Origin of the sequence: Nostoc sp. 'Lobaria pulmonaria (5183) cyanobiont', from assembly GCF_002949795.1 — a bacterium.
In the GTDB taxonomy this organism is placed as follows: Bacteria; Cyanobacteriota; Cyanobacteriia; order Cyanobacteriales; family Nostocaceae; genus Nostoc.
Window position 1 is genome coordinate 4,963,850 of sequence record NZ_CP026692.1, and the last position, 15,312, is coordinate 4,979,161.

Consider the following 15,312-nt stretch of genomic DNA (forward strand, 5'->3'; position numbering starts at 1 on the left):
CCGCTCTTCTCCCAAGGGGAGACGCCAAGGGCGATAGCGCAGCGTTAGCGAGTCATCGAGCGTCTGGGGGTTCCCCCCATGAGGAACTGCCGTTAGCACAGCGTTAGCCAGCCTGCGAGCGTCACCCGTTAGCGCAGCGTTAGCGAGTCATCGAGCGTCAGGGGTGGTTTATTTACGCCGTGTTGTACTAAGTATTAAAAATTTCTAATTCCTAATTTGTAATTGCGTACTTCGGAATACGCAATTGACTATAGCGATCGCCTTTGTGCAACGTTTGCCAATTTTAATGAATTGATCGCTTCGTTAAACGCTTTTCGGTAGACTACATCATTACTAGTATCGTAATTCGTTTTGGCAAAGCTAATCAAAATCATATTGTTATCTCTAGGGTTTTTGAAAATGATATTTTCATGCTCATAAAGTCCACGATAGGTAAAGAATAGTCCTTTATGTCCACCGATTGTTCGCTGCTGAAAGTTTTTTGCGTCTACAATCCAGTCTTTCTGCTGAATCCATTTTTGTAAAGAAAGTTGCTGAGGATTGCGATGCACCGATATAGTGACGTTGGGTGGATAGTCTCCTTCGTATACACCACTGATCTTTTGATAGTCCTGTTTTGTCCAGATGGCGATCCAGCCTACCGCCGAGGTATCGCCCGATTGAGGTGATTGAGAAACAACGACAAACTGAGTTGGAGAATAGCTGAATTTAAAGCCGTAGCGATCAGTATAGACAGCTTGATTGTTTACGCCCGATGTCGAAGCAGGATTCGCTTGATTCGCTTGGCTGATTCTTAAAAAACTAAGTGACGTTAGTGTTGCGATTCCCATAACTAAAATTGCGGTAGATGACAGTAAACGATATTGCTTTAAGTGTTTGAAATTCATAATTCTCTGTAAACCATCAATGTGAAACTTAGGATTACATATAGATTCAAGTTTGAATCAGCTAATTCCGCAATGTGACCAAAACCAGGAAGGCACTCATGCAATAAAAAAAAGGATACAAGCCCCTTAATTTATTAATGTCAGAAAAGAAAAGATGCGTTTCGAGATACATAGTGCGATCGCTCATCCCCGTAGGTTGGGTTGACGTAAGGAAACCCAACATTCATTAGCTCAAACAAAGTGGGATCGCTTGTGTGTTAGCCTACTTTCTGTACATTAATTCGTAACGCCATTAATGAATTTCAATCAGTTTCAGCATTCAAAGTTTCTAACATAATATTGGCAGCATCTACCGCATCATAAGGAGACCAAACGGGGTATGATGCACCAGATTTTATCAGATTATTTTCTTCGTTTGCTAGCTCGGCAGCCAAAAGTTGAATAATCTGAAGTTTATCTACGCGATCGAGTTTGCGTAATTGTTTGATTAACTCATTAGATACCATTGTTAGCCAAACGTGTTTACGATTTGATATCCATTTTAAGAGTAACCTGTAAAAGCATGATTTTGCTTGGCTTGTAATGATATAAAAGTGCGATCGCACCGTTGCTTACGATTCACAATCAGCAAGAGTATGAGCAAGCCATCGGTTTGGGAAAAATCTTGGTCAATCCCTGCAAGATTGGATAATTTATTTGTTGGAAGTCCCTAATACATCAAAAAATATTGCTCCAGGGTTGACGTTTCCGTGTTTCGCGCACTCTGTAGCAACTTCCGCCTTCCCTGTAAGAACTTCTGCCTTCACGTTTCCGTGTTTTGCGCACTCTGTAGCAACTTCCGCCTTCCCTGTAAGAACTTCCGTCTTGACGTTTCCGTGTTTTGCGCACTCTGTAGCAACTTCCGCCTTCACGTTTCCGTGTTTTGCGCACTCTGTAGCAACTTCCGCCTTCCCTGTAAGAACTTCCGCTTTTGCTGTAGCAATTTCTGCCTTAAATTTACTAAGTCCAAAGATAAAGAGGATCAGGAAAATTAGGAAGATAGGGAATACAAAGATTTCACCCACTCCCATTCCTGCGTCAAACCCTCTTTTAGGGAGACTTGCGGTTGATATCCGAGAATTTTCTGGGCTTTAGATACATCAGCACCAGTGTGGCGCGCGTCTCCTATCGCTTTTTCTATGTGGTTTCTTTTGATTGGCTTCCCAACAATTTCTTCAATCGTATTTAAGACTTCTGCTAAAACCACCCTGCTACCACCACCGATATTAAAGATTTCTCCCACTACTTGGGGTGCGGTAGCGGCGGCTAAATTAGCGGCGACAATATCACTAACAAACGTAAACTCCCGCGTTTGCTGGCCATCGCCGTAAATAGGAATCGCCTCATCGTGCAAAATGGATTGAAAAAACTTATGAAATGCCATATCTGGGCGCTGTTTGGGGCCATAAACTGTAAAATAGCGCAATGTCACACAGGGCACACCAAAGTTCTTGTAATACAGTTCACACAAAAATTCTGCTGCTAGCTTCGTAATGCCGTAAGGAGAAACTGGTTGAGGACAAATTCTCTCGTGGGTAGGCAATGTTTCTGCATCACCATATACACTAGATGAAGAGGCAAACACTAATCTTTTTAGGTGTCTAGCATCTTTAGCTGCTTCCAGCAAAACTTGTGTAGCGTTAACATTTCGTTCTGTATAGCCTCGAAAAGCTTTACCCCAACTTGCTCTGACCCCTGCTTGTGCCGCTTGATGGTAAACTACATCAACATCTTTTAAGAGTTTCTGCCAATCTAAAAACTGCATATCTCCTTCAATTAATGCAAAACCAGGTAAACGATACAAGTGTGCAACATTGTTTCGCTTTAACATAGGATCGTAATAATCATTGAATTCATCAATCCCGATCACTTCGTTTCCTTGTTTTAGCAATGTTTCTGCAAGATGAGAACCAATAAAGCCTGCGACTCCAGTAACAATAATTTTAGCCATGTTGCCGATTTTTTTATATCCTGATTAACCGCTATATTCACAAGTTAATAATTATAATCAAAAATTGATGATTAATTGAGGATTTTTTCATAGATCCTTTTAGTTGTATCAGCAGAAAAGATAATTAAACTAATACACTTGGGCGGAAAATATGTTATTAACTTGATTTAGTAATTGCTAACAATAAAAATTGAAACTTTACTAATTAGTGAAATTTAATTTTTAGAATAAATGCAGTTGGAATTCAATGGCTAAAATAGGTCAGCACCTCAAAGAATTAAAGTGATGCATAAATAAAACAACCCCACCCCGCCTACGGTGTATACACAAATCTGAAATAGTTTACTTACCTGGTTTTTCGCGTCAGTTTTACCCCACCCTAAGCCTCCCCGATGCATTGGGGAAAGAACTAGATTCCTATTTCCCCCCCAATAAACGGGGAGATTAAGGGGGGTAATTTGACTTGTGTAACACCAACCCCGCAGGAGGGGTTGGGGGTGGAGTGTTAGGGGAATTTTGCAATAAGTATAGTAAATCACCAAAGACTTGCACAAGTGTGAGAATTGATGAAAAAATTGATCCGCGAGAGCCGAATCAGGTATTCTCATTTTGCAAGAGACGCACGAGGAAATCAGTGAAAGTTTTAGTTGTCGGTAATGGGGGGCGCGAACACGCTCTAGCATGGAAACTGTTGCAATCTAAGCAAATTGAGCAAGTTGTCTGTGTACCAGGGAATGGGGGCACGGCAAGTATGGAAGGTTGCCAGAACTTGCCTTTAGCAGTAGATGATTTTGAGGGCATGAGCCGATATGCTCTAGAACATGGCATAACTCTGGTAATAGTTGGGCCAGAAGTCCCCCTAGCTAAGGGAATCACAGATTACCTCCAAGACAAAGGATTGATGGTATTTGGCCCAGTCAGAGCGGGAGCGCAAATTGAGGCGAGTAAAGCTTGGGCAAAAGCCCTGATGCAAGAAGCAGGGATTCCGACGGCACGGGCTGCGGTATTTACGGAAGCTGCGGCAGCAAAATCTTACGTTAAATCTCAGGGAGCGCCAATTGTTGTTAAAGCTGATGGCTTGGCGGCTGGTAAGGGTGTAACGGTAGCTGAAACAGTTGCCCAGGCAGAAAGTGCCGTTGATGCAATTTTTCAAGGACAATTTGGCAGTGCTGGTAAATTTGTCGTCATTGAAGAATGTTTGATTGGGCAAGAGGTGTCAGTTTTAGCGTTGACCGATGGGTTAACAATTAGACCCTTGTTGCCAGCTCAAGATCATAAGCGCATTGGTGACGGCGATACAGGAGAAAATACTGGCGGGATGGGAGCATACAGCCCCGCACCCATTGCTACACCAGAGTTGATGGCACGCATTCAAACAGAAGTATTAGAAAGAGCGATCGCCACCTTACGAGCCAAAGGCATTGATTACCGAGGCGTGCTGTATGCTGGGTTAATGATTGCACCCGATGGCGACTTGAAGGTTTTGGAATTTAACTGTCGCTTTGGCGATCCCGAAACCCAGGTGATTTTGCCACTGTTAGAAACACCCCTAGAAGAGTTGATTCTAGCCTGTGTACAGCAGCGCTTAAGTGAATTGCCGCCCATTGCTTGGAAAGGAGGAGCATCTGCCACTGTCGTTGCCGCTTCCGGTGGTTATCCAGGAGAATATGAGAAGGGCCAGGTGATTACTGGCATTGGGAAGGCAGAAGCAACAGGAGCAACTGTATTTCATGCAGGTACAAAATTAAACCAGCAACAAGAAATAGTCACAGATGGAGGTCGAGTATTAAATGTGACGGGAATCGGAGAAAATTTTGAGCAAGCGATCGCCCAAGCCTACGCTAGTATCAAATATATTCAGTTTCAGGGAATGTATTACCGGAGAGATATTGGGCATAGAGTAGTCAGCGTGAAGCAGAGGGAAACCCCATAAGCATCCAGCCTGATGTCGGCTTGAAGGCTGATTTATACTTAAGCTATGCCCAAGTTAGACATTATCCATAACGCGGTAAAAAACGCACTCATCAAGGACGGCTGGGCGATTACAGACGACCCCTACGTAATTCAGTATCGAAGAACAACCTTATACGCTGATCTCGGTGCTGAACGCCCAATTGGGGCTGAACGAGATGGGCAAAAACTTGTTGTTGAAGTGAAAAGCTTTGTTGGCGCATCAAAGATACAAGATTTGAAAGAAGCTCTCGGTCAGTATGACATCTACCGTTATCTTTTAGAGGAAACAGCGCCAGACCGTAAACTTTACCTTGCTGTTGGTGCGATCGCTTATAAAAATTTTTTCAACCAGGATGTGATTCAACTCATCCTCCACAAACATCAACTTCCACTCATTGTTGTCGATACAGAAACAGAGGAAATCACACAATGGATAAATTAACTGAGTATCCCAAGATAATTAAGCGTATCCTGACAGAGTATGTAGAACTATGTAACCGTCGTCCTAACCGAGACATCGAAACATTCTTGATTATGGATGAGCCAAAGGGTCACTATATTTGGATGAACCTTGGTTGGCAACATGGCGAACGCATTACTGGTATGACTGTCTACATTCGGATTCGAGATTGCAAATTTTGGATTGAGGAAGATTGGACTGAATATGGTATTGCAACTGACCTAGTTCGTGCAGGCGTTGCCCAGGAAGATATAGTGTTGGCATTCCATGAGCCTAAGATGCGGCAGTACACAGATTTTGCAGTAGCATCGTAGCGGTGACGCTTCGGTTTGAATATCTTGCTCGCCGCTAACCCAAAATCACGTGCTCATCTGTGCGTAACCAAATAGTCGCAAAAATGGGGTTTAACGCGTTAATCCTCAACTGGATATCAACATGTTATGGCTCAAATGAGTTAAATTCGTTAATACCACCTTAACAGAGATACCCCCTGGCACTCCCCCATTCCCTCTTTCCCTAACATATTTGTCAAATTAACTGTTAATTTTTAAGTTGTTAGGCTTTATAACAAAGACTACTAACAACTTTATTTAAGATGCTAACTCTGTTAAAAACAATTCGAGATGAGATCGCAAGTTGGTGGTCAGAGTTCACCCTCCAGACTAAACTGCTGGCTGTGGCCACAATGGTAGTTTCGTTGGTGATGAGTGGTTTGACCTTCTGGGCTGTGAATACAATTCAGCAGGATGCGCGGATGAATGACACCCGCTTTGGTCGTGATTTAGGGCTGCTGCTTGCTGCCAACGTTGCCCCCTTGATCGCTGACAATAATCTTACAGAGGTTGCCCAATTTTCCCAACGCTTTTATAGCAGCACCTCTAGCGTGCGTTATATGCTTTATGCCGATGAAAACGGGGAAATCTTTTTTGGCATTCCTTTTTGGGAAGCTGAGGTAGAAAACTCCCTTACCATTAAACGGCGGATACAACTGCCAGAAGATTACCCTGGTGATGGGGAAAAGCCGATGGTGCGGCAACACACGACCCCAGATGGGATAGTCACCGATGTATTTATTCCCCTGATTGTCAATAAAAAATACTTAGGTGTATTAGCGATCGGGATCAACCCCAATCAGACCGCTGTTATCTCCACCAATTTTACCCGCGATGTCACCATTGCCGTTTTTATCACAATTTGGGTAATGGTAATTTTGGCAGGAGTGATTAACGCCTTGACCATCACCAAGCCCATTAAAGAACTACTCGTGGGGGTAAAGCAAATTGCTACCGGGAATTTTAAGCAGCGCATTAATTTACCTTTAGGCGGCGAACTAGGGGAATTAATTTTAAGCTTTAATGAGATGGCAGAGCGATTAGAGCGCTATGAAGAACAGAACATTGAAGAACTGACCGCAGAAAAAGCCAAACTAGAAACCCTAGTTTCCACGATCGCAGATGGTGCTGTGTTGATTGATAACAACATGCAGGTGATTTTAGTCAACCCCACAGCAGAGCGAATTTTTGGCTGGGAAGCCGCTAATGTAGTAGGTTGCAATGTCTTACATCACTTGCCAGCATCAGTACAAATCGAAATCACCCGTCCCTTGTACGAAATGGCAGCAGGCGAATGCGAAAGCGCCGAATTCCGAATTTTTATTAACCAACCTATCCCACGAACGATCCGCATTCTCTTGACTACAGTACTCAACCTGCAAAGGGAAAGCATCAAAGGTATTGCGATTACTATTCAAGATATAACCCGTGAAGTTGAACTAAACGATGCAAAAAGTCAATTTATCAGCAACGTTTCTCACGAACTGCGAACACCTCTATTCAACATTAAAACTTATATTGAAACCCTGCACGACTACGGCGAAGACTTAGCTTTACAAGAACGGCAAGAGTTTCTGCAAACAGTCAACCATGAAACCGATCGCCTAACCCGCCTAGTTAACGATGTTTTGGATTTGTCAAAACTCGAATCTGGTCGCAGCTACAGCTTTGATGGCGTAGATTTAGCCCAAGCGATCGAGCAAACCCTGCGTACTTACCAACTCAATGCAAAAGATAAAGGTGTTGAACTTGTTCAGGAAGTTGCCCCTGATTTGCCGCTAGTATTAGGTAATTACGATCTGTTAGTACAAGTGTTTGGCAACCTGATTGGTAATGCCCTTAAATTCACCAAAGCCGGTGGTAAAGTAGCAATCCGCGCCTACCAACTAGATTTCAAGCCCAGTCACACCCAATCTGCACCAGTGCGAATTGAAATTTCCGATACTGGAATTGGCATCGCCACAGAAGATCAACACTCAATTTTTGAACGCTTCTTCCGCGTAGAAAACCGAGTTCACACCCTAGAAGGCACGGGTTTAGGTTTATCGATTGTCAGAAATATTATCGACAGACATCGTAGTAAAGTCCATCTAGTGAGTGAAGTCAGCATTGGCACTACTTTTTGGTTTGACTTAGCCACCTTTGAGGAAAAAGCGCCACCGATACAAGTTGAGCCTATTGCAGAAGCATCCAACATCATCACAGCTTGAAGGTTAGGGAATGGGCAGTGGGGATTGGGTACAAGAGGCAGAAGTGCAGAGGTGCAAAGGGGCAGAGGGGAAAACTTACTGCAACTTCTCCCTTGCTCCCCTGCTCCCCTGCTCCTCTGCCTCCCTTGCTCCCTACTCCCCACTAAACCCAAATCAAGACCTTAATATAACGAACAACAAACATACCAATAATAAACCTAATAGCAACAACAAAGCCTGATTGCGTTTTACCCAACTTTTCACAGTTACTGCAAAACTGTTAGTGTAACGCTGCTGTTCCAACTCTAATTTTGTCTCTTCAATATTTTGGTAGAGGGTACAGTCTTTGGCGTAGGGACGTTTAGGAAAATTGCAAGTATCATCAGCGTGATAGGTGCAGGTGTCGCACAGATACCCATCCCCAGCAGCGCGGTGCAATGGAATACCGGGATGACCGTAAGCTTTGAGTGTAGTCCGACAATAGGGACAATTAATAGCTTGACTATCAACAAGTTGATGGCAATGGGGACAAGATACAGTAGCCAAAACCTTTAGCGCAAATAGGTAAACACTTTGATTTTAGCCATTTACAGGGATAATGGGGAAATACATACGTAGCCTGTTAATTTTGAATATGGCTAGCTCTCAAAATTGGTTACTTTATCAGCATAAGTACTAATTTTATGATGATTTTTTAGATTTTATAAGTGATTTCTATCACTCAACATAATTAAGGCTATGCCATAATCTAGCAAATATCAGGTTTTGTCCCAAGTCCAATAATTATTTAGAGGTATAAAAATATTGCCTTTTAATCCTGAGCTGTGCCGTAACGAAAGCGAAGTTGAAAGCAAACTCATAGTGCAATATTTGCTACCGCAGCTAGGTTATACTCCTGACACCTGGCATCAAGAAGTTGCCGTTGGTAGCATCCGCTTAGATTTCTTAGCATTTGCCGCACAAGTGATTCCCTTTGTCTTAGATGCCAACTCACCGTTGAGTGTCGTCATGGAAGCGAAGCATCCCAAACAAAACTTAAATCATCATATCCATCGACTCAGGCATTATTTAACTAGCTTGAATGTCAGGTATGGGTTGCTGACTAATGGCAAAGAAATCAGAATTTATCAAAAATCGCAATATGATATTCAGCTATTGTTTCAATGTTCTGGAAAGGAAGTTGAGATCAAGTTAGATGAAATTAAATTTTTTATTGGTAGAGATAGCCTGAAAGAAGGACAGTTAGTAGATAAACCAGAAGTTCAAATAGAAAATAATTTAAGTTTTGAAACTAAGAGGCAACATTCAATGAAAACGATTGCAATCTACCACAACAAAGGCGGCGTTGGTAAGACTACTGTTGCAGTCAATCTTGCAGCAGCATTACGTAAAAAAGGTAAAAATGTACTTTTAGTTGATATAGATTCCCAGGCAAATACTACTTTCGCTACAGGATTAATAAAATTTCAATTTGAAGAAGATGATAATTTAAGAGAGCGGAACGTATACCATTTATTAGAATCAGGAGATTTTAACTTTATTCCAGAAGTCGTGCGTACATCTGATTATTTCAACAATCCAGAAATTGATGTTATTCCTTCACATATCACATTAATTGAATATCAGGAGAAACTCAATAAAATATTAGCTAGTAGGAGCAGGCTAGTAACAAAACTAAAAAAGGTAGAAAATAACTATGATATTGTAATTATTGATACTCCTCCCTCTAGAGATTTGTATGCTGAAGTTGCACTGATTGCTACTGATTACCTGATAATTCCATCCGATTTGAAACCATTTGCTAACCAAGGTTTACCAACGGTCAAAAATTTTGTTAATCAAATTAATGAATCGAGAGAAATGATGGGTAAATCGCCCATTAATATAATCGGCGTTCTTGCTTCTAAAATCTCAACAAATGCTAAATTTTTACAATACAATTTCCCGAAACAGAGAGAAGTAATTTCAGAGCGCTATCAACTGCCAATAATGGAATCTGTAATTTATGACAGAACAGCGTTATCAGAATGTATGAATCAGACTATCCCAGTTGGAGATTTAGAATATCCTGACCCGAAATCTATTATAAAATTTGCCGAGTTAAAAACTTCTGCTCAAATTTCTGCTGAAGAATTTAATGTATTAGCAGATGAAGTTATCCGAAAAATGGGGGTTTATTAATGATTAATTTTTCTTTAGTGGATGTCAAAAGTATTGCTTCTAATCAACCTCGTTCAAATTTTGCAGAAGCTGATTTAGAAAACCTTGCAGATATAATTATAGAAACTGGAGGAATTATCAGACCATTGGTTGTGAAAGTGACAGGAGTAGAGAGCTATACGGTAGTTGATGGACATTTTGAATATTATGCTGCTGTCAGGGCGCGAGAAAAAAACCCTCGACAAGGTGAGATGGTTAATGCTTTTGTCATTGCTCCAAAATTAGAGGATTTAGTAGTAAAGCAAGTTGCATCTCTCAAAGAAATTGATTCTTCTACTAAACAAGTAACACTACAGTCTGAAACAACAAAGTTAGAACCACGTCTGGCAAATTTAGAATTACGTCTTGAGAAGCAATTTAATGAGTTTAAGTCAGAATTTCTACAAGAAAGACAGAGAATAGATAGTCAGTTCAAGCAACTTGAAAACCTTATTCCCCAAAAGAGTGAACAAAGTAATCCACTTAGTTTATTGAACTCTTTGGATAAAGACGAGTTATCTATAAAGTTACAACGCTCTAGGATTCCTGGAGCTGAAAAACTTGCAAAGGGCATATTTGATGCTCGACGCAAGAAACCAAAGCAAGAGTTTGAAGATTACCGCGATGTAGTAAAGTCTGTTAAAAGCTTGGGTGATAAAACAATAAAATTGGGTGATAAAACAATTTTGACTATTATTGATGAGTGGTCAAGGAGTTAGTAGTTATTTAAATAAGTTATTCGCGGTGTAAAAACTTGCATAGCTCTTCTCTGCGTCTTTGTGTGAGCCATGAGCCACCAAGATAATTGTAGGTTGGGTTTTACGTAATAGTGAGTTGCATTTGCATTATCTATATCTTCTATTACATTGATCTTTTTACATAATATCTACACTCCTGCTCAAAGGCGATATACTTTAAGAAAGTTGATTTATAAATTCTATCGGCAACATAAATTCCTACATCAACTTTCTGAGGTAATATGCTTTTAAAACTGCAACAAATTATTGTAAAACCTGGTCAACAAATGTTGTTTCAAGATATTACTTGGGAGCAGTTAGAAAAGATTTTAGAAGAAATGGGGGAAAGGCGTGCTGCACGTATTTCTTATAGTCATGGTTGGTTAGAAATTATGGTTCCCCTACCAGAACACGAAAAAGATAAAGAATATATTGGTGAATTAGTAAGAGTTTTATTAGACAAACTTCAAATTGATTTTGAGCCTTTTGGTTCTACAACTCTTAAAAATGAGCGAATGCTGCAAGCAGTAGAACCAGATACCAGTTTTTATATTAAAAATCAAGCTGCTATCATTGGTAAAAATCGCATTGATTTAAATGTAGATCCACCACCAGATTTAGCAATCGAAATTGATATTACTTCTCGCACTCGGTTTGAGAATTATGAAATTTTGGGAGTTCCTGAACTTTGGCGACATACACAACAAGGTTTAGAAATTTTCTTGCTAAAAGAAGGTAAATATATAAAATCTGAATCTAGTCCTAATTTTCCTGATATCCCAATTGTTGAATTAGTGAATGAATATGTTCAGCAGTGTTTAACAATTGGCAGAAGTCAAGCTATCCGTAATTTTAAAGATTGGGTTAATAATAATTTATAATCTAATTTGTACACTTTAATTCAGCAAGCTCTCGGCAGATTATGATATAAATCTAAGGCTTTCTGAGAAAGGCGATCGCTCATGAATACTGAGGTAAATCCAGCAGCCGTTGTGGATTGGGAACCCCCCATGCCACCTACAGATTTAATTTTTGATGATGGTGAACCTTTGGTCAGAGACCTTCATTTCTAGAGGCTCAAAAACCCCCAGTTTTTGAATTCCTACTAGTAAAATTGTAGCGATCGCACTTGAAAGAATAACTGGCTGTCTAAATAAAATTTTAAAATTTACAACCATTTTTTCAAATAGATTTTACTTTAAAATCTACCTATATTTTTAGATTAATTTTTATTCTTGAAATTATTCTACGCAATTTGCAACTTTTCAAAAAATATAGTAATCATATTTTACTTGCAAACACCAATATTATCAGATACCCGACTTATTAAAAAAGTCGGGTATCTTGTTGTTCGTGACTAATTTATAATTGCTATATGTGTTTCAGATAATGCACGATCGCTTCTGCTGTTGGCAAATTAGTAGCCAATAAAACTTGATTAATAGTGCATAATCTTAACAGTGCTTCTTCATTTGCTTGACCTGGCTGAGGTTGCAGCAAATCTCGCAGGAAAATAACTGCTACAATTTCTCCGGCTCCAACCAATGAAGCAATTGTTTGATATCCTCCAGAAGTTGGTGCGGCAGTTTGTTGACTAATAGTTATCCCTGCTTGTTGATGTAAGACTTCGCTAACAGATGGCCAGGTAATTGTAAAACTCTGTGAGAAAAATTCCTGATGTTCAGAAACCAATTCAGCAAGTTCTGATTTCTTGCTTTCATGAGCGAGCAAAACTATATTTCTTTCAATGATTGCTTGAGGAGACTCACTGACATTTGTTTCTTCTGGAGTTTCATCATAACGATCTTCTTCTACTTCAGGTAATTCTTCAATAGTTTGACTGATGTTCTCAGTTGTTCCACTTTCTGTTGTTTCCAAAGATGGAATATCAGTTAAGTCAGAAATTTCACTTATTTGTGCAGCAACACCATCAACATATAGACTAACTTCTTCAGTACTTGCATTACTCAAATCAATGTATTGATTGCTTAAAACTTCCGCAACGGCATCATCTGGTGCAGTTGATGCTTCAGAAACTTTGCTTATTGTTTCATCTACCGCAGAAGTAGGTTCTACTTTGTCAACATCTGCGCTGTCTGCTGCTGTAACTGACGTATCCCAATCTATCGCTTCATCAGTGGTATCCTGTGTAGCTTGGCTCAATGCTTCTTGTGGCTGAATCTCTTTGTTTTCAACAACTTCACTGGCTTTTTCTGCGACTGGCGTATCCAAATTCACTACTTCATCATGAGTAGCTTCGGGAATGTCACTCTCCTCCTCAGATACATGGTGGAAAATATCGCGCGGCTGTACGGAGGTAACTTCTGCTGCTAGTGCTGCCTCCAACTCTGTATTCTCATCGTCGGTAGCTTCGGGAATAGGACTCTGTGCAGGAACTTCGTTGAAAATATCCCGTGGCTGTACGAAGGTAACTTCTGCTTCTAGTGCTGCCTCTAACTCTGCATTCTCGTCGTCGGTAGTTTCTGGAATAGCACTTATATCACGCTGTTGTACGAAAGTAGATTCTGTCGCCAGTGCTGCTTCAAAGCCTACAGCCTCATCGTGGTTAGCTTCTGGAAGGACACTTTCCTCTTCAGGAGTTTCAATGATGTTCTCACGTGCAGCTATGGCGTCATTAGGTTCAGTCAAAGAAACTTCTGAGGCTTCGCTGACTTCTGGAACCCCTACTTCCTCACCATCTGGTTTACTGAATGTAGGCAAATCTCCAATTTCATTACGGACATCGTGTGGAACATCGTTGACTGCTTCTGGTGGTTGAATGATGTTTTCAGGGGCGATTATCTCAACAACCGGGATGACATCATCAGGTTGATTAGAAACAACTTCTGAGATTTCGCTGATTTCTGGGGAAGCAGCTTTAATTTCAGGTGTTTCTACTTCTTGACTAATTGGCGCTGGAACTTTGTTGACTGCTTCTGGGGCTGGATTGACAACATTGGCAGCGCTGACATTTTCAGGCGATCGCGATCGAGAAAACAGTGAAGGATCTATAATTCTAAAGACTGTCTCTGGTTGCTCATAAGCGGGAGCAACTGCTGACAAAATCAAAACATAATCTGCAATCCGAATAATATCTCCATCGCTCAAAGAATATGATCGATCTTTTTCAGTTTGTTTCCCATTAAATATTGAGCCATTTCTACTGCCAAGATCAGAGAAGTAGTAATTTCCACTTTTAATAAAAAACTTAGCATGTACCCGACTGATATCAGGGCTGTCTAGGACTAAATCAGAATCAGGAGAACGGCCTATTACCCATTCTCCTCTCGGTGTAGTTTCTAGGGTAATGTCAACTTCATTGACTTCACTTAAATTTGGTGAGTAGCTAACTTTTACTTTCATATTAATTTTTGGTTAATTTTATTGATTTCTCCTACCCAACGCTGACGGGTAGTGTGCTCTAAATTTAAAATATCATTTTGTGACCAATGGAAATGATAAGCAATAAAAGCTACCTCCTCATATAAAGTATCAGAGGGGTAGCTTACGACTCCCCCGCTAGTTCTAGCTCCACTGAAAATTGAGTATTGCAGTGGGGACATTGTGTCGGAATGTGTACATTGCTTTGCTGATTGATTCGATTGTAAAATTCTCTGAGATAGGCAATGTCATGTAAGAGCAGTCCTTCGAGTAAATCAGGACTAACAGAGTTGAAACTGCCCAAGCGAGTAATACCCGCGCAAGCATTACTAATACGCCGTAAGCTGGATTTTCTTGAACTTTGCGCTCTTGTTGCACCAAAATTTCATCTTTGGCGGTGGCTAAACGCATCACCCCATGACGATGTACTCGTTGTTCACCATCACTCAACCCTCTAGGAAGAGTGAAAGCAAATTCTGTGCAGAGAGTATCCTTTTTACGACGCATAGGTTATTTTATTTGGGCATTGGGCATTGGGCATGAGTCTTTGATACTCGTGAATGAGCCTTTGAACTCCGTTAATGAGTCTTTGAACTCCGTTAATGAGTCTTTGATACTCGTTAATGAGTCTTTGAACTCCATTAATGAGCCTTTGAACTCCTTTAATGAGTCTTTGAACTCCTTTAATGAGCCTTTGAACTCCATTAATGAGCCTTTGAACTCCTTTAATGAGGCTTTGAACTCCTTTAATGAGTCTTTGAACTCCGTTAATAAATTTTTTCTGTATTTTCCTACTCTCCTATTCCCAATGCCCTATGCCCCATGCCCACTTCAATTATGAAGAAGTGCTTCGGGAGAATTTACTGTATCTTCTGGTGTGGAAGTTTCACCTTCCAATCCATTGATTCGACGGTAAAAATCTTGGAGGTAATTTAAATCTTGGGAAAAAAAGTTTTCCACGATTGCAGGAGTCACTTCTGATAAAGCACCCAAGTGGGTAATCACTCGCGCCAAGATAATAATTGTGGCATAAACGGGATTAGCTTTAACGCGTGGGTCACGCAAGGGTGCAATCTCGTCTATCGCCGTTGATAACCGCATTACACCTTTGCGGTGGAGGTTGCCTTCAGAGTCTAGATACCCCTTTGGCAGTGTAAATTCAAACTCTGTGGGAAACATAATCC

17 protein-coding genes and 1 pseudogene are annotated in these 15,312 nt (G+C 40.7%); 8 read left to right on the forward strand and 10 right to left on the reverse strand.

The genetic code is table 11. The features are described 5' to 3' along the window. Window positions 1–248: 248 nt before the first annotated feature. From NLP_RS21830 to NLP_RS21845, 4 genes are all read right to left on the reverse strand, one after another. Window positions 249–887 (reverse strand): hypothetical protein, encoded by a 639-nt coding sequence (locus tag NLP_RS21830; protein ID WP_104908202.1) that lies wholly within the window; start codon window positions 885–887, stop codon window positions 249–251. A gap of 302 nt (window positions 888–1,189) precedes the next feature. Beyond that, window positions 1,190–1,393, reverse strand: a complete 204-nt coding sequence (locus NLP_RS21835) for a hypothetical protein (RefSeq protein WP_104908203.1) — start codon at window positions 1,391–1,393, stop codon at window positions 1,190–1,192. Window positions 1,394–1,579: 186 nt separating this feature from the next. Next, window positions 1,580–1,951, reverse strand: coding sequence for a hypothetical protein (locus tag NLP_RS21840; protein WP_234017018.1), 372 nt, complete (start codon window positions 1,949–1,951; stop codon window positions 1,580–1,582). Then, window positions 1,918–2,877 (reverse strand): NAD-dependent epimerase/dehydratase family protein, encoded by a 960-nt coding sequence (locus NLP_RS21845; RefSeq protein ID WP_104908204.1) that lies wholly within the window; start codon window positions 2,875–2,877, stop codon window positions 1,918–1,920. The genes NLP_RS21840 and NLP_RS21845 overlap by 34 nt, the downstream gene beginning before the upstream one ends. 634 nt (window positions 2,878–3,511) lie before the next feature. Here NLP_RS21845 and purD point away from each other — a divergent pair. The 4 genes from purD (at window position 3,512) to nblS (ending at window position 7,832) form a co-directional block, all read left to right on the forward strand. Beyond that, window positions 3,512–4,810 carry a phosphoribosylamine--glycine ligase gene (gene purD / locus NLP_RS21850; protein ID WP_104908205.1) on the forward strand — a complete coding sequence of 433 codons (1,299 nt, stop codon included), beginning with the start codon at window positions 3,512–3,514 and terminating at the stop codon, window positions 4,808–4,810. A 45-nt stretch (window positions 4,811–4,855) separates the two neighbouring features. Next, a complete protein-coding gene (locus NLP_RS21855) occupies window positions 4,856–5,272 on the forward strand; it encodes a XisH family protein (RefSeq protein WP_104908206.1) in 417 nt (138 codons plus the stop codon). Continuing rightward, window positions 5,260–5,604 carry a XisI protein gene (locus NLP_RS21860; protein ID WP_104908207.1) on the forward strand — a complete coding sequence of 115 codons (345 nt, stop codon included), beginning with the start codon at window positions 5,260–5,262 and terminating at the stop codon, window positions 5,602–5,604. The genes NLP_RS21855 and NLP_RS21860 overlap by 13 nt, the downstream gene beginning before the upstream one ends. Window positions 5,605–5,885: 281 nt before the next feature. Continuing rightward, on the forward strand, window positions 5,886–7,832 hold the full coding sequence (gene nblS, locus NLP_RS21865) for a two-component system sensor histidine kinase NblS (RefSeq protein ID WP_104908208.1): 1,947 nt from the start codon (window positions 5,886–5,888) through the stop codon (window positions 7,830–7,832). Window positions 7,833–7,985: 153 nt separating this feature from the next. Here the strand turns inward: nblS and NLP_RS21870 are convergent, their stop codons facing one another. Then, the gene (locus NLP_RS21870; protein WP_104908209.1) at window positions 7,986–8,357 is read right to left on the reverse strand and encodes a zinc ribbon domain-containing protein; all 372 of its coding nucleotides are present in this window, start codon (window positions 8,355–8,357) and stop codon (window positions 7,986–7,988) included. A gap of 258 nt (window positions 8,358–8,615) precedes the next feature. On the opposite strand from NLP_RS21870, the gene NLP_RS21875 reads away from it, so the two are divergent. From NLP_RS21875 to NLP_RS36200, 4 genes and pseudogenes are all read left to right on the forward strand, one after another. Continuing rightward, window positions 8,616–9,992, forward strand: coding sequence for an AAA family ATPase (locus NLP_RS21875; RefSeq protein WP_104908210.1), 1,377 nt, complete (start codon window positions 8,616–8,618; stop codon window positions 9,990–9,992). Then, the gene (locus NLP_RS21880; protein ID WP_104908211.1) at window positions 9,992–10,729 is read left to right on the forward strand and encodes a ParB N-terminal domain-containing protein; all 738 of its coding nucleotides are present in this window, start codon (window positions 9,992–9,994) and stop codon (window positions 10,727–10,729) included. Before NLP_RS21875 ends, NLP_RS21880 begins: the two co-directional genes overlap by 1 nt. A 260-nt stretch (window positions 10,730–10,989) precedes the next feature. Continuing rightward, window positions 10,990–11,628: a Uma2 family endonuclease gene (locus NLP_RS21885; protein ID WP_104908212.1), complete on the forward strand. Its 639-nt coding sequence runs from the start codon at window positions 10,990–10,992 to the stop codon at window positions 11,626–11,628. An 81-nt stretch (window positions 11,629–11,709) separates the two neighbouring features. Next, window positions 11,710–11,814, forward strand: a pseudogene (locus tag NLP_RS36200) (Uma2 family endonuclease); the annotation flags it as partial. Here the strand turns inward: NLP_RS36200 and NLP_RS33415 are convergent. From NLP_RS33415 to NLP_RS21910, 5 genes are all read right to left on the reverse strand, one after another. Continuing rightward, a complete protein-coding gene (locus NLP_RS33415) occupies window positions 11,773–11,925 on the reverse strand; it encodes a hypothetical protein (protein ID WP_158680489.1) in 153 nt (50 codons plus the stop codon). The pseudogene NLP_RS36200 and the gene NLP_RS33415 overlap by 42 nt on opposite strands. A gap of 193 nt (window positions 11,926–12,118) precedes the next feature. Next, entirely contained in the window at window positions 12,119–14,110 is a 1,992-nt protein-coding gene (locus NLP_RS21890) for an FHA domain-containing protein (protein WP_104908213.1), read from the reverse strand. Further along, window positions 14,107–14,310, reverse strand: a complete 204-nt coding sequence (locus tag NLP_RS35860) for a DUF6760 family protein (RefSeq protein ID WP_104908214.1) — start codon at window positions 14,308–14,310, stop codon at window positions 14,107–14,109. Before NLP_RS35860 ends, NLP_RS21890 begins: the two co-directional genes overlap by 4 nt. Further along, window positions 14,273–14,635: a hypothetical protein gene (locus tag NLP_RS21900; RefSeq protein ID WP_234017019.1), complete on the reverse strand. Its 363-nt coding sequence runs from the start codon at window positions 14,633–14,635 to the stop codon at window positions 14,273–14,275. Before NLP_RS21900 ends, NLP_RS35860 begins: the two co-directional genes overlap by 38 nt. A 324-nt stretch (window positions 14,636–14,959) precedes the next feature. Continuing rightward, window positions 14,960–15,307, reverse strand: a complete 348-nt coding sequence (locus NLP_RS21910; RefSeq protein ID WP_104908216.1) for a hypothetical protein — start codon at window positions 15,305–15,307, stop codon at window positions 14,960–14,962. Window positions 15,308–15,312 lie beyond the last annotated feature (5 nt).